The organism is Acinetobacter sp. CIP 102637 (assembly GCF_000368425.1).
Lineage (GTDB): Bacteria > Pseudomonadota > Gammaproteobacteria > Pseudomonadales > Moraxellaceae > Acinetobacter > Acinetobacter parvus.
Map to the genome: position 1 here is coordinate 811,716 of NZ_KB849435.1, position 19,403 is coordinate 831,118.

A 19,403-nucleotide genomic window follows, 5' to 3' on the forward strand; every position below is an offset into this window, starting at 1 on the left:
TTGTGAACATGAATAATTAGAAAAGACTCGAAAGCCTTTTCTAACTGAATACCTTTATAGATTTAGACTATTTCAATTCGCTTGAAGATTTACCCAATTCACGACGAGCAATAATGAGCTGTTGAATCTGTTGTGTACCTTCAAAAATATCAAGGATTTTTGAGTCACGTGCCCATTTTTCTAGTAATTCATCCTCACCATAGCCCACACTTGCAGCAAGCTCGACGCATTTTAGCGTGATTTCATTACCAACACGTCCAGCTTTGGCTTTGGCAATTGAAGCTTCTTTTGAGTTTGGCTTTTTATTATCAGCCATCCATGTTGCCTTAAGTACCAATAAACGGGCAGCTTCCCATTCAGCTTCCATACGGTAAATCTGTGCGGCTAAATTGGAGGTTTGTAAATATGGTGTTTTGTAGTCTGGATCAAGCTGATCTTTAAAAATTTCCTTGATACGCTCTAAAGATGCCTTTGCACAACCAACCGCCATAGCCGCAACCAATGGGCGGGTATTGTCAAAGGTTTTCATCACACCAGCAAAACCTTTAGCAACATCAATTTCTGGATTACCCAATAAATTTGCGGCAGGCACACGGCAATCCGTAAAGCTAATCACCGCAGTATCTGAGGCTTTAATCCCGAGCTTGTGTTCGAGACGTTCAACTTTCATCCCAGCCGTACCTTTGGGTACTACAAAAGATTTAATCGCAGCACGACCAAGTTTTTTATCTAAGCTTGCCCAAACTACAACGGAATCAGCACGTTCACCCGAAGTGACAAAGATTTTCTCACCATTCAGGATATAATCATCACCATCTTTGGTGGCAGTAGTACGGATTGCAGCTGAGTCTGAACCACATCCTGGTTCAGTAATGGCCATAGCAGCCCAGGTGCCTTTGAAACGTTCAAGCTGTTCGTCATTGGCAACTGCAGCAATCGCGGAATTGCCCAAACCCTGACGAGGCATACTTAGCAATAAACCCGTATCACCGTAGCACATTTCAATAATGCCGAGTGCAGCCGACATATTACCACCGTTTACGATGGCATCAGGATTGGCTGTACCACGTTTACTTGCATTGGCAGCGCCAACGCCTTCGCCGCTTTCATTCATGCCATCTAATAGCGCAGCGAGCATATCGAGTTCTTTAGGATATGCATGTTCTGCTTTGTCATATTTACGTGAAATAGGGCGTAATACATTCAATGCTGTTTCATGCGCCTGATCAACCAGCATTTTAAATTTTTTCGGATTTTGTAAGTTCATTATTATTCTCCAAAATTACGCATGTAAGCCAGAATGTAAGATAGCGGTTGCACGTAGATCACGATACCAACGCTCAACTGGGTGTTCTTTGGTAAAACCATGACCACCTAAGATTTGAACACCATCTGTACCGATTTTCATTGATTTTTCAGCGCAGAGTAAACGCGCAAGATAAGCTTCACGATGGAAGGGTTTACCCGCTTCAGCCAAGCTTGCCGCATTTAAAACCAACATACGCATAGCATCAATTTCAATGGCCATATCGGCAATCATGAAGGCAACACTTTGACGATGCGAGATGGGTTCGCTAAAAGCAGTACGTTCATTTGCATATTTAATACAGTAAGCTTTGATTGCTTCTCCTGTACCAATCGCCATGGCGCACCACATCAGATTGCCAAGATCAACAAATGCAGTGTAATCAAAATCAGCATCGTCTAAGCGTAAAGCTGGTGTTTGATTGAAATGAAGTGTTGCTGTTTCTGCCGCCTTTAAACCCATTGCTGGATTAGCTTTGATTGCGATCGTTTCATTTGACTGCACAACAAAAATATCAGGTTGACCGTTGAACTCAGCACTGACAAGGAATACATCGGCTGTATCACCCAAAATTACCAACGTCTTTTCACCTGTAATGGTCATTTGTCCATTTTGTTCAGTTGCTTTGGTTTTTAACTGATATGGATTAAATGCAGGAGTCGCTTCCTGAAATGCAAATGTTGCGGTAATATCGGTATCTTCTGCAAACACAGGCAAATACATCGATTGAACTTGTGTTGAACCCCAACGTGTAATTGCATTAATAACGCTAAATGTGCTGAGCAGACCTGCTGTTAAACTGAAATCACCTTTTGCCAGGCTTTCAGCAATCAGGATGTTACTGACAATATTCTGTTCTGCTGCAACACCACCCAATGCTTCAGGAAGTGCGTAGTCGTTTAAGCCTAGATCAACCAAATGCTGCCAAAGTTGTTCTGGGAATTGTGCTTGATGATCAGCGTCATGCGCTAAAGCATATAAAACTTCTTCAGCGAATTGAGACATTGCATCAACCGTCATTTGCTGTTCTTCAGTCAGGCTGAGATCAAACAAATTTTTATTAACTTGATTCGGGAGGCGTTGCTTATCAATTGCTTGTGGTTTAAAAGCTTTTTGTGTTTTATTCAGTACTTTAAAACCTGTTTTTGATCCTTGATATAATGATTTCTCTACAAATTTTCTTAATTTGAGTTGATCTAATACTTCGCTTCCTGCGATTTTAGTGATCAAAGATAGCCCAAAGCCTTGAGCTTTATTCATCATATTCGACATGATTTTATCCTAGAGGATGGTTGTAAAATTATGCTGACATGCTCTAATCAAAAAAACTATGTCTTGTTTGACGTGCCAAATTAAGAAAGATAAAGGGTAAAATGATTCAAATATGAATTTATATTATTGTTTTTAAATGAATAAAAAAAATATCAGAAAAATAAATTTTAAAAAAATTGACCAAACTGACAAATCAGATTGGTCGAAATAACTTTTATAAATGTACGTTACGCAAACTCACGAATCATTTTACGCACATTGGTCTTTGCTTCAATCACTGTCATAAATGTATATGCACCAATAAACTTACGGCTAATGAACATAAATTCCTTAGGTGGAACAGAGAAATAGCGCGATGCCATAGACTGTGCTGCCTGTTGCATGACGCGGCTATGCAGTTGGCTTTTCTTCCAGTCATAACGATCCTGCTCATCCATAACACCTGCTGGCATGTCTGGATTATTGGCTGGACAGCTAAAAGCTTCTGTTGCGATCAGGAACACATCTGCCATACCTGGTTTGATACTTTCAGGCATTGCATCAAAAAACTCGTAGCCTGTCATCGCTTTAACCATTTCATCTTTGTTATGGTTATAACCAGCATGGATCAGGTTACGTGCAACAGTGAGCAAATTCTCATCGAACTGACGAATTGCACCAAAGTCGAGGAGAACGATTTTGTCATTTACATCATCGCCGTTACCCAAACGAACCAGGTAATTACCGAAGTTTGGATCGGTTTGCATTTCGCCCCATTCAAACAGCTCACGTACTGCAATCTCTAAAGAGGCTTCACCAAGCTTGTTGCGGCGTTCCTGTGGCAGGGAGAGCATGACAGGGCTATTTACAGGCACACCACGTTCAAAGGTCATGCACAGCACTTTTTTAGCGCAAAATTCATCGACAATTTCAGGAACGATATAACGAGGGTCATCTTTCAGGCGTGCAGCAAAGCGGCGAGTTGTCGCGGCTTCGATGTCATAGTCGACTTCTCGATGCATCATTTCACGAACTTCATCAAACCACTGATCAAATTCGCGTGTTTGCGGCACCATACGGGTGAGTTTTAACATGTTCCTGAAAAGGTTCATGTCTGAATCAATTGCTTCAGCGACACCTGGATATTGAATCTTTAAGACAAGCTCTAAACCATCCGATTTACGTGTGGCACGGTGTACCTGAGCCAGTGAGGCCGTTCCGATTGGTTCATGATCAATGGTCAATTCATCGAGTTTTGAACCCAACTGTTCTTGCAAATGAGCTTTGATTGCAGGCCAGGCCAAGGCAACAGTCTGGTTGTTTAGCGTGTTTAGCGCCTGTGTGATTTCTTCTGGTAGAAAATGTTCGCCGTATAAAGCCATCATTTGCCCAATCTTGACAATTGAACCTTTTAGTTTCCCAATTTCAGAAACCAAATATTGTGCCTGTTCAGCCATGGCCTTTTTACGTTTCTTCTCTTTTTCTTCTTCACTGGAGAAAATAGAAGTCGCACTTGCAGTTGCCCAGCGTGTTCCAGCAAGTAAAGAGGCTTTTGCAATAGATAAGCGGCGATCCACCGATGAAGTTTTTAGGTTCTTAAGCTTATCGTTCTGATCTGACATGAAAGAAAAATCCTATGCTGAAATCGGAGGGGAGGAAAGCCGAGAGTTAAATTTTAGTGGATATTACAGCTTTTGAACGTATTAAAATAGTTCAATCGCTTGAATTATTAGTCTAAATTTGTGAAATAGATCAATATTATTAAAATAGCCTAAGTAGAATTTTTATCTTTAGACTGGTTCCAATATACATTTGTGCTAAATCTTAAACTGAATTTTTAGTGATGACTTCCGCATTAAAGCAGCTCTGTTGGTGTGAATATGCTTGATCAGCATACATTTCACATGGCTATGATGAAAACCCAGTGCATGGGCTTTGACAATAATAATACTGGGGAGGGTGAAGAAAAAATACTTAGTATCTTCTAAAGTCGCATCCTTAAAAATACCTTCTTCAATAAGTGTATCTCTCAGAAATTGCTTTTCAGCTTGTATGGTAGAGGATTCATCATCCCAATAATTCTGGCGCATTGCCATTAAATTATTATGTTTGTAACTCATAAATGACTTGAGCCTTTTTCATTTTCACCTTGAATGAATATATGAGGTTCATTGTCCAATTATCAAGATGTGGATTTATATCAAAATAGCCTAAGTAAAATTTAATTATCTATCCAAATTTGCTACACTTATACCCGTTTTAAACCCAGATTTAATTAAACTGAAAAATATGACCCCAGCTTGCAAGTTATTAGAAAAGAATAAAATTCCGTTTTCAATTCATGAGTATGAACATGATGGCAATGCTAAAAGCTTTGGTCTGGAAGCGGCAGAAAAACTGAATCTTCCAGTAGAGGAAGTGTTTAAAACCTTATTGGTAACAGATGAAAAAAACTTTTTCGTTGCCATTCTGCCTGTCAATCATCAACTTAATTTAAAGAAAGTTGCCACAGCAGTTGGATGCAAGAAACTACAGATGGCCAATCCAAAAGATGCGGAGCGTTTGACAGGTTATCTGGTGGGAGGAATCAGCCCATTGGGACAGAAGAAACGGCTAAAAACGGTGATTGATGCAACGGCGCAAGCATTGACCAAAATTTATGTGAGTGGTGGAAAAAGGGGATTAGATATTGGTTTAGATCCTAATGATCTAGCAAAGTTATTAAATGCAACTTTCTCTGATCTGTTGGATAGTTAGGGACTTTATCTGACATCTATTGCTTATGCTTTAATGTTTCAATCTACTAAAACAATAAAATTTCAGATTTTCATTAGAATATATAATAATGAGAATTATTATCTTTTGTATCAATAATCATCTATTTTTTTATTTAATCTATATTAATCAATGCTTTGTGCTGTTAATTTCAAAGGAAGTATTATAATTGCTATTATAAATGATAATTATTATCATTACTTTAATCTTATATGCAGTCGTTGCTGTATTTGAGAAGTGTTTTGAGCTCAAAACATTCGAAAAAAATTAACTCTCTCTTTATAAGAGGATACCGACAGATGCAATCACTTGCCAATCGGTTGGCGATACAACACTTCGTCAACGCATATACGCAAGAAACTGGCAAAGGTCACTTGCTTAATAAAAATCAGCAAAGTCCGCAACAACAAGGGTTTAGCCAAGGTTTGACGCTGTTATCAATCCCAATACATTCTATTCAAGCACAATGTAATTTTCCTTTATCTTATGTCAGTCGAGTCGGGCGACATCGTTTAGCAGATCTTCCACAAATTATTATCCATGGACAAATCAGATCATTTAGTCCTGTTGCAATCGTTGGGTTATTGCTTGAAGAACTGGTTTTTGAATCGTCTATTCCATTAGATGCTGCATCTTTAGTAGAGAAGTGGATTCAAAGTCGTGATGCGCTACAACAGTTTTTAGCACACCGTGAAGCTGATTTTGATAATTTGGTCAAAGCAGGTCAGAGTTTCATTGAAACTGAGCAGGCACTCATACTGGGGCATAGCATGCATCCAGCGCCGAAAAGTAGAACAGGTTTTGTACATGAAGATTGGTTAAAGTTTTCACCTGAACATAAGGGCAAGACACAACTTCATTATTGGCTAGTGCACCAAGATTACATTGCGGAAGGTAGTGCGACTGATGAACCTATTTCAGCGCAATTAAAAACGGCATTACAGTGGTATTTATCTGAAAATGATCTCAATCTAGTTAAAACCCATAGCGAATATAAATTACTCCCATTACATCCTTGGCAAGCCCGTTATTTACAAAGTAAGCCTTGGTTTGAACGTTTAAAACAAACGGGGCAGTTAATTGATGTAGGCTTACGAGGCTGGCAATTCTCTCCAACAACATCCATTCGTACATTGGCAAGCTTCAACGCTCCGTGGATGGTGAAGCCATCTCTTTCTGTGATGATCACCAACTCTATTCGAGTCAATTTAGCTAAAGAATGTCATCGTGGTGAATTAACACATCGTCTGTGGCACAGTGAGTTTGGTCAGAATATTCTAAAAAAATTTCCAAGTTTAAAGGCAGTCAATGACCCAGCTTGGATTGCCTTAAAAATTGATGATGAAGTGGTGAATGAAAGTATCTGTATTTTCCGTGATCAGCCATTTCATCCTCAACAGCAAGTCACTTGTATTGCATCCTTATGTCAGGATCATCCAAATAAACCTTTAAATCGTTTTAATGCTTTATTTGCAAAAATTGCAAAAGCACATCACGAAACCGATTTCTCAGAAATTGCTTTGGATTGGTTTAATCGTTTCCTTGAAGTCAGTTTGCAACCGTTGATGTATGTCTATCATCGCCATGGCATGGCATTTGAATCACATCAGCAGAATGTGCTGTTGGAACTAGAGAATCATTTCCCAAAAACCTTATGGCTACGTGATAACCAAGGTTTTTATTATATCGAAGAGTTCGCCATTGAAATTCTGCAAGCGCTGCCTGAGCTGAAAGAAAAAGCGTTTGCCGTCGGGCCTAAAGATTTCGTGGATGAACGTTTTAGTTATTATTTCTTTGGCAATACCTTGTTCGGCATTATCAATGCGATTGGCGCAACAGGCTATATTACTGAAGATGAATTACTTGGGCATCTAACAAGTTTCTTGCAAGAGCAATTGCAGCAATATCCAGACAGTAGCTTATTACAGGGATTATTGTTCAATGTAACCTTGCCTTATAAAGGTAATTTGCTCACACGTTTACATGAATTAGATGAGCTGATTGCGCCTGTCGAGAACCAATCTGTCTATGTCGAACTGCCAAATCCGCTGTGTATTTCACAGAAGGATGTCAGTTATGCTTGATTTTATTGGAATTGGTTTAGGGCCATTTAATCTGAGTCTGGCCAGCCTGCTGCATAATAAAAGCACACTTAACTATGCAATTTTCGAACAGAAAGCTCAGTTTGACTGGCATGCAGGGATGCAGTTACCCAATACGGTATTGCAAGTGCCGTTTATGGCAGATCTGGTCTCAATGGTTGATCCAACTAGCCCATTTAGCTTTTTGAATTATCTGCGTCATCAGCAACGCTTATATAAATTTTACTTTTTAGAACAGCCGCATATTCCACGTTGTGAGTATAACCATTACTGTCAATGGGTTGCAGAACAACTTGATTGTATTGAATACCAATCTCGTGTTTTGAAGATCGAACCTCAAACTATTGGTTTTAAAGTTGTGGTGGAATCGGAGGGTGTTCAGCACAGTTATTTATGCCGTCATCTGGTCATCGGAAGCGGTAATGTGCCTTACTTGCCTGAATGCTTGGCTAAAGTACAGCAGCAGCAACCACAAAAATGTCTGCATTCTGCGCAATATATGACGCATACAGATATAGATTTACACGGCGATGTTGTAGTACTTGGTTCAGGGCAATCCGCCGCCGAAGTCTTTATTGATCTGCTTGATGAGCAGCAAGATACAGCCAATCATCAGTTCGACCTACACTGGTTTACTCGTTCTCTGGGCTTCTTCCCAATGGAATATGCACCATTGGGACTGGAACATTTTAGCCCAGACTATGCACAGCATTTTTATGCTTTGCCAGCTGAAAAGAAAGAGCAACAATTGCAGCAGCAGTCTTTGTTGTACAAGGGCATTAGTGCAAAGACCATCCGTGAAATCTATCAAAAACTTTATCACCGTAGCATTGCGGGTCAAAGTTTGCAGACACATTTGCATAGCCAATGTGATTTGAAAGATGCAGAAGTCTTAGATATGCAAAAAATTCGACTGCATTTCCAGCATCGTGCCACGACACAGGCTTTCCATTTAGATTGTGATTTTTTGGTTGCTGCAACAGGTTACTTTACCCCTGATTTTGGTTTTATGCAGTTGCTGAAACCTTATATTGAATTTGATCATAAACAGCGTTGGCAAATCACGGAAGACTATCGTGTTGTACATCATCTAAATGGTCATATTTTTGTCCAGAATCAGGAAATGCATAGCCACGGTGTTGGTACACCAGACTTAGGGCTTGGTGCTTATCGTGCAGCGACAATTATCAATCAGTTGCTTGGTGAGTCGCTTTATGAACTCGATCAGCAGGCGCAGACATTCCAACACTTTAATCTCTCTCAAAATCCAAAAATTTGTATGGCAGATGACAAAGCACAATCAAACGAGTGCGTTTGTGAAAATTCTGCCAATAAAAACCATTCAATTTTCAAGAAAACAGAACAGAACGTGATGACGGCGCATCCTAATCGTCGTGGTGCTAATACACGGACACAAACTGCTTCTGTACATTCAACTTATGAGAAACTGATATGAACTTTGCAACTTTAAAAATTAATCAGCAGCAATGGCGTGCCGCAGGACAACGTCTTATTGAAATGGCGATTGCAGAGTTTCTATACGAAGAAATTTTTGAAGTTAAATCATTGTCAGCAGGTCGTTATCGTTTAGATTTAGGCAATCGTCAGTATGAATTTCAAGGACATCAATATCTACTTGGACATTGGAATATTCAGGAAGCTTCTGTACGTGATGTGACTCATAGTCAGGAAAATGATCAACCTGCTTGGAACTTACATGAGTTTATTGTCGCAATGTCTGACAGTTCTAATGTAAAGCCATTTACCAAAGCATATTTGATCAAAGAAATGAACAATACTTGGTTGGCAGAAGCACATTTGTTCAATGAAACGCGTTTGCCAAGCACAGCGGTTTTGACTGAGCCTCATTACAAAGTTGAAGGCATGCTACGAGGTCATCCTTGGCTCATCATGAGTAAGGGGCGTATGGGTTTTGGTTATGATGATTATCTTAGCTCAGCGCCAGAACTTTCTCCTGAAGTTAAAGTGTTGTGGTTAGCTGTACATCGTGATTTAGCAGAGTATCGAAGTACTGAAGATTGGAGTGCATGTGGTTTATATCAACATGAATTTGATGCCAATGAACTACAGCAATTCATCAATATTCTTCAAGAAAAAAATCTAGACCCACAAAATTATTTTTTGATTCCCGTACATGCATGGCAATGGCACCAATGGCTCGTGCCAACTTATGCCAATGAAATTGTTGATCAGAAAATTATTGAACTGAATATCAGTCAAGATAGTTATATGCCAATGCAGTCCATTCGCACATTATGCAATACATCAAATCTACAACGTCATTACATTAAACTGCCAGTCAGTATTTTTAATACTGCTGTTTATCGTGGATTACCCTCAAAACGTAATCTAGCTGCTCCAGCAGTCACCGCATGGTTAAAACAGATTCATCAACAAGATCAAGACTTACAAAATACAGGTGTGATTTTCTTGGGTGAGGTTGCAACTTTAACCATTCACCAGCCATGTTTTGACCGCATTGACGGCGCACCATATCAATTTAAAGAACTATTTGGTTGTTTGTGGCGTGAAAGTGTTGATCGCTATATTGATTCATCACAACAAGTTCTCTCTCAAGCAGCTCTATTACATCGTGATATTTCTGGTCAATCGATCCTGAGCGTGTTGATTAAAGCATCAGGATTAAGTCCTTTAGCTTGGTTAGCTCAATTTGCTCAAGTGTGCATGAGTCCATTGTTACTTTGCTTGTATCGCTATGGTTTGGCATTTTCACCACACGGCGAAAACACGATGTTGGTACATGAAAATGGTGTGCCGAAAGCAATGGTATTAAAAGACTTCATTGATGATATCAATTTAGTGGATGAGGATTTTCCTGAGTTAGCTCAGTTACCATCTGAAGCAGACTTATTACTCCGTCACGAAGCGATCGATCTAAGCCATTTTATTTTCACTGGTCTGTTCATGGTGCATTACCGTTATATCTGTAATGTGTTCTTGCAAGACTATCCTGAATATTCTGAGTTTGATTTTTGGCAGACCATTTCCAACACGATTGTTGAGTTTAACCAAAAACATCCAGAACTGGCTGAACGTGCTGATAAATTCGCCATGCTGCGTCCAACTTACACCAAAATTTGTCTAAACCGTGTACGTCTATTTACCACAAGTTATAACGATGAAGCAGAACGTCCTGTTCCTGTCTTCCTTGATCCTATTGCAAATCCAGTTAGCCCAGAAACATTGAAAACATGGGCAGAACAACCACGCCAAGCGAAAGCGGGCTAATTTTATTCGTCATTTTATAGGTTCGATATGAAAACAATTTCTCAGCAATTACCCGATTATTTTGAATACCATGAAGATGGGACGCAATACTATTTACGCCAAGTGCAGTATCCGCAAGATATTCCGTTGTTGCACCAATGGATGCATGAACCGCATGTGATTCCCCAGTGGCAATTGAATAAATCTGAACTGGATTTGCAGGTTTACTTCGACAAGATGCTGGCAGATGACCATCAGCGTCTCTTGATTGTGGGGGTGGATGGCAAAGATGTGGGCTATACCGAGATCTATGAAGGTAAGCGTGATCGTCTTGGCCGTTATTACGAAGGTGATGATAACGATCTAGGTTGGCATTTGCTATTTGGTGACAAATCCGTATTTGGAAAAGGATTTTTGCGTCCAACTATTCGCTTACTCAGCTTCTATATTTTTGAACATTCACAAGCGAAAAAAATCGTGGGTGAGCCTGACCATACTGTTAAGCCTTATGCCGCTGTGGTCGCAGAACTTTGCTACGAGACTCAACGTTTAATTCCTATGCCAGAAAAAACGGCAATGTTGTATTACTGCTTTAGAGAGACTTTTTATAACAAGTTTGGTGAATATTACCAAATTTCACAACAACAGCTAGCCAATCAGCCAGCCAAAATCCTGAGTGTTACATGAGCTTATCTATCAATGAGATGCACATCTTGGACATGCGCTTTGCCGCGCATGTCTCAGTGGCAGAATTTGAGCAATGGTTAATGCATATTCAACAATATTTCGAACAAAAAAGAAGTTTTGTGCTGATTATGCAAACCGAGCCGAATACTGAATTCCCCGAAGAATATCGGGTCATTCAGGGGAAATGGTACAAACAATACAAACAAGATTTTTATCAATATTGTTTAGGCCTTGCCCGCATAGCCCAAGATGAAGATGATCGTATTCGATTAGACACGCCAGCTTTGCAAAAAGCCTGGCATGTTCCTTATTTTGTAAGTTTAGAAAAGACCGATGCCGTGCAATGGGCGATGCAGAGGTACTTATGAATCAACAAATAAAACCTGACCAAGATTTTCCAATCAAAACAGTCTCTGCACTGAGTTTATCTGTGGTGGTGGTGTTGTACCTTGCACATGCATTACCGCTGTATTTTTACAATGTTGCTTTACCTGCGATTTTGCGTCATCAAGGGGTCGATCTGCGCTGGATTGGCATGTTGTCGCTACTGTATATCCCATGGGCCTTTAAGTTTTTTTGGGCACCCTTAATTGATCGTTTCTATTTTAAGGCACTTGGTAAACGCAAAACTTGGCTTTTATTCACCCAAATTGCATTGGTTCTGGGTGTCGTTACGTTGGCTTTGACACAATTTGATTATGGTCTAAGTGTATTTGTCATTGTCGGTTTATGGATTTCAACGTTTGCCGCAACTCAAGATATTGCGATTGATGGTTATACCGTTGAAACCTTTTCTGAATCCGAATACCGATTAGGCAGTATGGCGCAAAGTATTGGTGTAGCACTGGGCAGTATGATTGGTGGTGCTGCAACTTTATGGCTTTATCAATTGTATGGTTGGCAAACCGCTCTGATTTGTTTAGCTGCTATGACAGCATTGACCATGCTTGCAGTGTTTCAAATCAAAGAAAAACAGAATACTGAAAAAATTGCCAAGCAAGCGCCGAGTCTGATTCGAGCTTTTAAGCGTCCTGAGATGCTGTGGGCTTTGGCTTTAATTGTCTGTTATCGCGTGGTTGAAGCGCCAGCGATGGCGATGCTCAATCCAATGTTGATTGATCAAAAATGGTCATTGGCAGAGATTGGTGTACTGATGTCTGTAATTGGCGCGGGCATTGGTTTATTGGCAGCAGTAACAGCTGCATTCCTGTTAAAAAAAATTGCAGCAACACAATTACTGATTTGGGCTGGTTGGGCACGCAGTTTGGTGTATGCCTTACTGGGCATCGCGGTCTTACTCAGCTGGTTTAATCAGTGGCATATGTTATTAGGGCTATTTGTTGTGGTTATTCTGGCGATTCGTTATATCGCGATGACCGCTTTATATGCTCACTTCATGCATACCAGCTCTAAGGAACAAGCTGGAACAGACTTTACTATTTTGGTCTGTTTTGAACTCCTGGTTTATTTCATTGGCGGTGCAATGTCTGGTTTTTTGGCCAAAGCATTTGGTTATGGAAATTTCTATCTCATTCTCGCAGCAGCATCTGTGTTGAGCGTTTTGCTCAGCCAAGTGTTGATCCACAAAGCAAAACAAACGGAACAACTCACCTAGGGGTAATTTATGAAAGTACGTTCACTTTCGACATCATTAACGCTGTTAAGCTTAGCAATCAGTACTCAGCTATATGCTCAAACAGTTGAAACAGATGCATCTGTTCAAACGACTGCTGCTGTAACAAGTCAGAAACCAACACAACTTGCACCTATCGTGGTGACAGCCTCGCGTTCAGCACAAAGTATTGCTGAAATTGCAGGTACGGTGTATCGCATTGAACAAGAAGATATTGCAAAACAAGCCGCTGCGGGTAAAAGCACAGCAGATATTTTAGGTTTATTAGTTCCATCACTAACACCAAGTTCTGGTACAACCAGTAACTATGGAATGACCATGCGTGGCCGTACAGTCCAGTATATGATTGATGGTGTACCACAAACGGGTTCGCGTGATAGTTCACGTCAATTAAATAGTATTAGCCCAGATATGATTGAGCGTGTTGAAGTCGTCTCTGGTGCCAGCAGTATTTATGGTTCTGGTGCAACAGGTGGGATAATCAATATCATTACTAAAAAAGGGTCGACCGAGGGCGTTCATTTTGAATCAAAACTCGGTGTAACTTCAGGCGATAACTTTAAAAATGATGCCTTGGCTTATGAAGCATATCAATCTGCTGCATTTAAACAAGGAGACTGGAATGGTTTCCTCGGGGCAAGCTATACCAAACGCGGTGAGATTCAAGACAGTCATGGCGATCGAATTGGGCCTGAAGTTGCTCAGACTGACCGTCAGGATACAGAAACCATTGATGTCAATGGTCGCTTGGGATGGCAGTTCGCTGACAAGCAAAGCATTAGCATTGGTGCACAATATTATAATGATGAACAAGACAGTGACTATGGTGCAGACTATGGACCAGGACTGGCAGTTTTATTGAATGGTGCAAAACCAAGCCAGAAAGCAGTCAAAGGTTTGGAATTAGACAATCAACCAAGAACAAAACGTGCAGCTGTAAATGCGCAATATGAAAATCAAGATTTCTTTGGTCAGACTTTAAATGCAGAAGCTTACTATCGTACTGAAAAAGGCAGATTTTATCCGAGTGCAAATGCTTTAGCGCATGCATCTATTCCTAGAGGTGGAACATATATTGTTACTCAGTCTGAGACTGATATTGATGTATTTGGTGCACGTTTAGCGTTACAGAGTAAATTAAATCTTGTAGATCGTGCATTACATCTCACTTATGGTGTCGATTATGACAAAGAAAAAGGCAAGCAAACCGCACAGCTTTATGATTTGAATACTTTTATTGGTAGTAATGGTTTGAAGTTTAAACCATTAAATAATTATGGTTTTGGTCCAGATGTCGATACTGAGAAGCTTGGTTTCTTCTTACAGAGTCAATTTGAAGTCAGTGATCGCTTAAACCTACAAGCAGGCGTGCGCCATGAACGAATTGATAGCCAAGTGCAAGATTCTGTTCCTTATTCTGAAGCGATGGTTGCAGATTTCGTCCCAGGATATAACCCTAAGACGTTAAAAGGTGGGTCGGTCAAGCATGATGCGACTTTATTTAACTTAGGTGCAGTTTATCATTTAACCGATGCTCAACAAGTCTTTGCCAATTTCTCTCAAGGTGCAAACTTACCAGACGTACAACGTATGCTCAGAGACGTTCCAGCAAACTTTGTAGTAAGCAATCAAACCATTGATCCAATTAAAGTGAATAGTTTTGAGCTAGGTTGGCGTCTGCAAGACAATGCTTTAACTACAGGGCTTACTGCATTCTATAACAAGTCGGATAAATCCTTGAAATTTGGTCCACCAAATTTTGCAATCGAAGTGATTGATACCGATGAACGTGTTTATGGCCTAGAAGGTAATGTGAAATATGCGGTGACTGATGCATGGAATGTCGGTGGTACTTTGGCTTATACGCGTGGTCAATTTAAAAATACCAGTGGTAAATGGCAAGAGTTAGATGCCATCCGTGTTGCACCGTTAAAAGGAACTCTCTATTCAGATTGGCAATTTAATGATGGTCTAGGTTTGCGCGTTCAAACTCTTGCTGTTGGAGGTACAGATAAAGCGCGTAAAGATGCCATTGAGTATGGAAGCCGTCCACCAGCAGAAATTAAAGGTTTTGCAGTTATGGATGTGATTGCCAATGCGAAAGCAGGTCCAGGTACATTAGGATTTGGTGTTTATAACGTTTGGAATGCCGATTATAAGTCTGTATATAGTCAAGCAGTTTCGACAGTGTATGGTGATATTTCTAGTCTACCTGCACAAGGCCGTACTTATGGTTTGAGCTATACCCTCAAATACTAATCTAATCAAAAAGGCATCTGTTTAGATGCCTTTTCTTTTGATGATTTTCATGATGAACAATAATTTAAAGTTTTTAGCGCTGGCAGCTTTGATCAATGGAACTTGCTTTTCCATGATTCTCCCTTTACTTGCCCCATTGACACGACAATTGCATTTATCTGAATTCCAAGGTGGCGTGATTGTTTCAGCAGGGGCAATCTGTATGGCAATAGCATCGATCTGGATTGCGAAAAAGAAAAATCAGCTATCTCCCAACCAACTCGTCAATTATGGTTTTTGGGGAATGACCTTTACTTGGGCTATTTTCACCTTGATTCTGTATTTTGGAACACAAGCGATTTTACCCACGTTATTTATTTTTATCTTACTGGTATTGAGTCGTGCTTCTACAGGCATTTTTATGGCTTTGCCACAAATTGGTCTGCAAAGTTATGTGATGACACATGCAAGTGAAGCCGCTGATCGTAGCAAACAAATGGCTATGTTTGGTGCGATGAATAGTTTTGGGATGATTATCGGCCCGTTTGCAACATCAGTTTTATTGTTTGGTGGTTTGCTTTTCCCGATGTGGATTGCTGTGGTTTTACTTTGCTTAGTCAGTATTGCACTCGGCATCCTGTTTAATAAAAGTCCGCAAGTTCAGGCTGAGTCATTCAATCCGCAACAAGATAAAGAAAATGCACGAGCGAATGAGCCAATTCTGAAGCAAAGTCTGATTTGGTTAACTCTAGGTTTTGTCACTTATGTTGCAATTGTAACTTTAAATATGACGGCAGGTTTTTATATTCAGGATAAGTTTTATCTTAGTAGCCAACAGAGTGCAGTTTATTTTTCTCAATGCATGTTGGTTGTCGGGGTCTGTTTGGTGCTAACCCAGCTTTTAATCGTGAAAGTGTTTAAACTCAAATTAAATAGTTTGGTGATTATTGGTTTGGTCACCATGTGTTTTGGTCTATTACTTTCACTCTACGCACCTACAATTTTTGTATTTCAGGCCAGTTATATTTTTTATGGTATTTCTGTGGCGTGCTTATTACCTGCATTTACTACAGGCGCTGCCCAAGCGGTATCTCAGCAAGCACAGGTTAAAATGGCAAGTTTTTGTACGGCGATACAGGCATTAGGTTTAATTGTTGGCCCCTTACTCACTACATTTTTGTACCGTTTTAATACCCATTTCCCATTCTATTTATTACTGTTCTTAACCCTATCGATTGTCCTTTATTTTAGTTGGATGTTGATTCGAAAAGAAGCTGAAACTGCATTGCTACTTGATGAATAAAAGGGGTTTTGGCTAAAAATGACTCATCTTTTTCCTCATAATGCAAGTATTTCGACTGTTTCAGTCATATATTGCTATGATGAGGCGCCTTTATGTTTATTTTTTAATCAAATTTATTTCATTTATTTACTATTTGAATTTTAAGCCTATTTTTTAGTTACTCTATAAAAAGTATAACAAAACAAAGGAGTAACAATGCTGATTTTTCATGATTATCCTGTTCAGGGGGCAATTTTTGATATGGATGGAACAATGTTTGATACAGAGCGATTACGCTTTCAGACATTAAAACAGGCTTCTCAGGAACTCATTGGACAGGAATTTTCAGATGATTATTTGATGCAGTGCCTGGGCTTAAGTGCAAAAACTGCTGAACAACTTGCAAAAAAATATTATGGAGACAACATCTCCTATCCAGAGATTCGTCAGCGTGCCGATACCTTGGAACTTGAATTGATTCGTCAAAATGGTGTTCCAGTCAAGAAAGGGCTGATGCAGGTTCTGGAACGCTTAAGAAAATCTGGTTTAAGAATAGCTGTAGCGACTTCAAGCCGTCGGGCAATTGCGGAAGAATATTTAATTAACGCCAATGTCTATAAATTTTTTGACCTACTGGTCTGTGGTGATGAAGTTGAACGGGGCAAGCCACATCCTGAAATTTTTATACAGGCTGCACAAAAGCTAAATTTACAGCCTGAACAATGCCTAATGTTTGAAGACTCCGAAAATGGAATTTGCTCAGCCTGTGATGCAGGTGGTATTACGCTGTTATTTAAAGATATTAAAGAACCCAATGATCAGATGCTTTCAAAGGCAAAGTTTTATTATCAGGATATGTACGAGTGTCTGAATGCTTTGGATCAGTATATTCCTGAAATGAGCATGCCACAGTTACAGGAACCATTTCCACAAAGCCTGAACCAGTTGACTGTGGGGATTCATGGTTTTGGCGCGATTGGCGGTGGCTATATTGCCCAGATTTTATCTCACTGGGATGGTTTCACCCGACCACAGCGAATTTTGGCATCGACCCGAAACCGTTTATATCTTGAGTCAGTCAATAGTTTTGCCAGCTACAGCATCCGCTATGGCCAATGTTCTTACGATGAGCGGATTGAGAATCTAACAGTAATCAATGCTGACAATGAACAGCAGATGCTGGATATGTATATGGAATCCAGTTTAATTGCGCTTTGTTTACCAGAACAGGCAATTCCATCTGAAGCAAAAACCATTGCCAAAGGTTTACTGGCACGTTTTATGTCACAGGACACACAGAACGATGAGCCGATTACATTCCTGATCGTGTTGAACAAGGTGGGGGCCAAGTTTCTGATTCTGAAATGTCTCCGTGAAGCACTGCTTGAAATCACCGATGAGGATATTGCCGAGCATATTTTAAGTGAACACTATTTCTGTGACACCGTGGTTAATCGCATGGTGTCCAAGCTCAGCGATCAGGCACTGTATCGCCAGTTAAACATCAAGCACCGTTTATTTAAGCAATATCAGAATGATTTAAATCAGGACACCATAGAATTATCAGATGAAACGGCGTTGTCTGAAAAACAGGAACAGCAACTCAAGGTGTGTCTGGAAGATATGCGCGGACAATTTCAGGCGGGGCAGTTTTTACAAAATATGGACTTAATTTTGTTCAATAGCGAAGTGGATATGCCGATTTATGTGGAAAATCGCAGTCCGTTGCTGAGCAAAATGCGCCAAATGATTCTAGTTGATCATATTTCCGATATTCAGATTATCAAGAACCGTTTGTGGAATGGTTGTCATGCCATGCTGGCTTGGCAGGCGAGTCTGGCGGGACATGAAACCATCGGTATTGCATTGGCCGATTCAGAACTTAGAAACTTTATGACTAAATTGGTTGATGAGGTGAAGCTGGGTTTGGGAAGTATTGTGCCAAACCAATCGAAAGAGCTGGATCGTATGGCAGAAAGTTTTTTAAATTCTTGTCGATCAGCTTATAAAGACCCTTGTGAACGTGTCGCAAGAAATCCTTTATGCAAGCTGAATGTGAATGAGCGCGTTTTGGGCAGTCTTGAGAATCATATTCAGCAACAGCTTCCTTATCAGAACCTATTAACAGGCGCAATTGGGGGTTATGTCTATGCCTTAACCATACTGGCATTGGATGAAATTGAAATTGTGCAGCATCTACAGGAAAATGTTGAAAAACTGGACATTTTAGATTCCCAAAAACAGGCCTTGCTTAACTTGTTATATGAGGGAATTCAGCAACAACTTCAAAAAAATCCACTTTATTTCAATGTTCAAAAAGCCTGGATGACTTTGGCTGAATATGTCTAAATTCAATATTCAGCCTTAAGTTTTTTGGCAAATTATGTTTGATGTGGTTCCGTTAATTAGACCACTCAATTCAGTTTTATAAGTGATAAATCCGCTCTAAATATTTAAATTATGCTGCCATTACTTTTAGTAAATGTTGATCATAAAATTCATTTGGTGTTGCCTTATTCAAACTTGAATGAGGACGTATCGTGTTATAAAAATCCAAATATTCAGCAATTGATTGTTTCGCTTGTTTAACCGTATCGTAAGCTTTCAAATAGACTTCCTCATGCTTCAAGCTGCGCCATAACCGCTCAATCATCACATTATCTCTCCACCGTCCTTTCCCATCCATACTGATACGGATATTTCGCAATTTTAACTCATTCAAAAATGCCTCGCTTGTGAATTGACTGCCTTGGTCTGTATTAAACACCTCAGGACAACCATATTTCACAATTGCTTCTTGCAACGCATCTATGCAAAAGTCTGTTTCCATACTGATCGATACACGATGAGCCAGTACTTTACGACTATGCCAATCTATAA

Annotated in this window: 15 protein-coding genes; 10 read left to right on the forward strand and 5 right to left on the reverse strand. The window is 39.9% G+C overall.

The genetic code is table 11. From position 1 onward, the window contains the following. Positions 1-67: 67 nt before the first annotated feature. The 4 genes from F967_RS06840 to F967_RS06855 all read right to left on the reverse strand — a co-directional run bounded on the left by F967_RS06840 (position 68) and on the right by F967_RS06855 (position 4,677). Positions 68-1,267, reverse strand: coding sequence for an acyl-CoA dehydrogenase family protein (locus F967_RS06840; protein ID WP_004799031.1), 1,200 nt, complete (start codon positions 1,265-1,267; stop codon positions 68-70). A 15-nt stretch (positions 1,268-1,282) separates the two neighbouring features. Continuing rightward, positions 1,283-2,569, reverse strand: a complete 1,287-nt coding sequence (locus tag F967_RS06845; protein WP_171063092.1) for an acyl-CoA dehydrogenase family protein — start codon at positions 2,567-2,569, stop codon at positions 1,283-1,285. A 236-nt stretch (positions 2,570-2,805) separates the two neighbouring features. Further along, positions 2,806-4,179: an ABC1 kinase family protein gene (locus tag F967_RS06850; RefSeq protein WP_004799035.1), complete on the reverse strand. Its 1,374-nt coding sequence runs from the start codon at positions 4,177-4,179 to the stop codon at positions 2,806-2,808. Between the two features lie 195 nt (positions 4,180-4,374). Beyond that, positions 4,375-4,677: a hypothetical protein gene (locus tag F967_RS06855; RefSeq protein ID WP_004677471.1), complete on the reverse strand. Its 303-nt coding sequence runs from the start codon at positions 4,675-4,677 to the stop codon at positions 4,375-4,377. Between the two features lie 169 nt (positions 4,678-4,846). On the opposite strand from F967_RS06855, the gene ybaK reads away from it, so the two are divergent. The 10 genes from ybaK to mtlD all read left to right on the forward strand — a co-directional run bounded on the left by ybaK (position 4,847) and on the right by mtlD (position 18,872). Then, a complete protein-coding gene (gene ybaK / locus F967_RS06860; protein ID WP_004799037.1) occupies positions 4,847-5,314 on the forward strand; it encodes a Cys-tRNA(Pro) deacylase in 468 nt (155 codons plus the stop codon). Positions 5,315-5,631: 317 nt separating this feature from the next. Further along, complete coding sequence (locus F967_RS06865; RefSeq protein ID WP_004799039.1) at positions 5,632-7,416, forward strand: IucA/IucC family protein; 1,785 nt, start codon at positions 5,632-5,634, stop codon at positions 7,414-7,416. Continuing rightward, complete coding sequence (locus tag F967_RS06870; protein WP_004758102.1) at positions 7,409-8,890, forward strand: lysine N(6)-hydroxylase/L-ornithine N(5)-oxygenase family protein; 1,482 nt, start codon at positions 7,409-7,411, stop codon at positions 8,888-8,890. The genes F967_RS06865 and F967_RS06870 overlap by 8 nt, the downstream gene beginning before the upstream one ends. Next, positions 8,887-10,704 (forward strand): acinetoferrin biosynthesis protein AcbC, encoded by a 1,818-nt coding sequence (acbC, locus tag F967_RS06875; RefSeq protein ID WP_004799042.1) that lies wholly within the window; start codon positions 8,887-8,889, stop codon positions 10,702-10,704. Before F967_RS06870 ends, acbC begins: the two co-directional genes overlap by 4 nt. Positions 10,705-10,731: 27 nt before the next feature. Beyond that, positions 10,732-11,370 carry a GNAT family N-acetyltransferase gene (locus F967_RS06880; RefSeq protein WP_004799044.1) on the forward strand — a complete coding sequence of 213 codons (639 nt, stop codon included), beginning with the start codon at positions 10,732-10,734 and terminating at the stop codon, positions 11,368-11,370. After that, positions 11,367-11,738 (forward strand): hypothetical protein, encoded by a 372-nt coding sequence (locus tag F967_RS06885; RefSeq protein ID WP_004799046.1) that lies wholly within the window; start codon positions 11,367-11,369, stop codon positions 11,736-11,738. Before F967_RS06880 ends, F967_RS06885 begins: the two co-directional genes overlap by 4 nt. Continuing rightward, a complete protein-coding gene (locus F967_RS06890) occupies positions 11,735-12,985 on the forward strand; it encodes an MFS transporter (RefSeq protein ID WP_004799048.1) in 1,251 nt (416 codons plus the stop codon). Before F967_RS06885 ends, F967_RS06890 begins: the two co-directional genes overlap by 4 nt. Positions 12,986-12,994: 9 nt before the next feature. After that, entirely contained in the window at positions 12,995-15,262 is a 2,268-nt protein-coding gene (locus F967_RS06895; RefSeq protein WP_004799051.1) for a TonB-dependent receptor, read from the forward strand. Between the two features lie 25 nt (positions 15,263-15,287). After that, complete coding sequence (locus tag F967_RS06900; protein ID WP_004799053.1) at positions 15,288-16,544, forward strand: MFS transporter; 1,257 nt, start codon at positions 15,288-15,290, stop codon at positions 16,542-16,544. Positions 16,545-16,739: 195 nt separating this feature from the next. After that, the gene (mtlD, locus tag F967_RS06905; protein ID WP_004683796.1) at positions 16,740-18,872 is read left to right on the forward strand and encodes a bifunctional mannitol-1-phosphate dehydrogenase/phosphatase; all 2,133 of its coding nucleotides are present in this window, start codon (positions 16,740-16,742) and stop codon (positions 18,870-18,872) included. Between the two features lie 109 nt (positions 18,873-18,981). Here the strand turns inward: mtlD and F967_RS06910 are convergent. After that, positions 18,982-19,403: integrase core domain-containing protein (locus F967_RS06910; RefSeq protein ID WP_155756418.1), on the reverse strand; the 422-nt coding region annotated here is incomplete at its 5' end.

Coding starts and splice junctions, on each gene's coding strand:
- F967_RS06840 (WP_004799031.1), bottom strand. CDS start 1,267: ATGAACTTACAAAATCCGAAAAAATTTAAAATGCTGGTTGATCAGGCG.
- F967_RS06845 (WP_171063092.1), bottom strand. CDS start 2,569: ATGATGAATAAAGCTCAAGGCTTTGGGCTATCTTTGATCACTAAAATC.
- F967_RS06850 (WP_004799035.1), bottom strand. CDS start 4,179: ATGTCAGATCAGAACGATAAGCTTAAGAACCTAAAAACTTCATCGGTG.
- F967_RS06855 (WP_004677471.1), bottom strand. CDS start 4,677: ATGAGTTACAAACATAATAATTTAATGGCAATGCGCCAGAATTATTGG.
- ybaK (WP_004799037.1), top strand. CDS start 4,847: ATGACCCCAGCTTGCAAGTTATTAGAAAAGAATAAAATTCCGTTTTCA.
- F967_RS06865 (WP_004799039.1), top strand. CDS start 5,632: ATGCAATCACTTGCCAATCGGTTGGCGATACAACACTTCGTCAACGCA.
- F967_RS06870 (WP_004758102.1), top strand. CDS start 7,409: ATGCTTGATTTTATTGGAATTGGTTTAGGGCCATTTAATCTGAGTCTG.
- acbC (WP_004799042.1), top strand. CDS start 8,887: ATGAACTTTGCAACTTTAAAAATTAATCAGCAGCAATGGCGTGCCGCA.
- F967_RS06880 (WP_004799044.1), top strand. CDS start 10,732: ATGAAAACAATTTCTCAGCAATTACCCGATTATTTTGAATACCATGAA.
- F967_RS06885 (WP_004799046.1), top strand. CDS start 11,367: ATGAGCTTATCTATCAATGAGATGCACATCTTGGACATGCGCTTTGCC.
- F967_RS06890 (WP_004799048.1), top strand. CDS start 11,735: ATGAATCAACAAATAAAACCTGACCAAGATTTTCCAATCAAAACAGTC.
- F967_RS06895 (WP_004799051.1), top strand. CDS start 12,995: ATGAAAGTACGTTCACTTTCGACATCATTAACGCTGTTAAGCTTAGCA.
- F967_RS06900 (WP_004799053.1), top strand. CDS start 15,288: ATGCCTTTTCTTTTGATGATTTTCATGATGAACAATAATTTAAAGTTT.
- mtlD (WP_004683796.1), top strand. CDS start 16,740: ATGCTGATTTTTCATGATTATCCTGTTCAGGGGGCAATTTTTGATATG.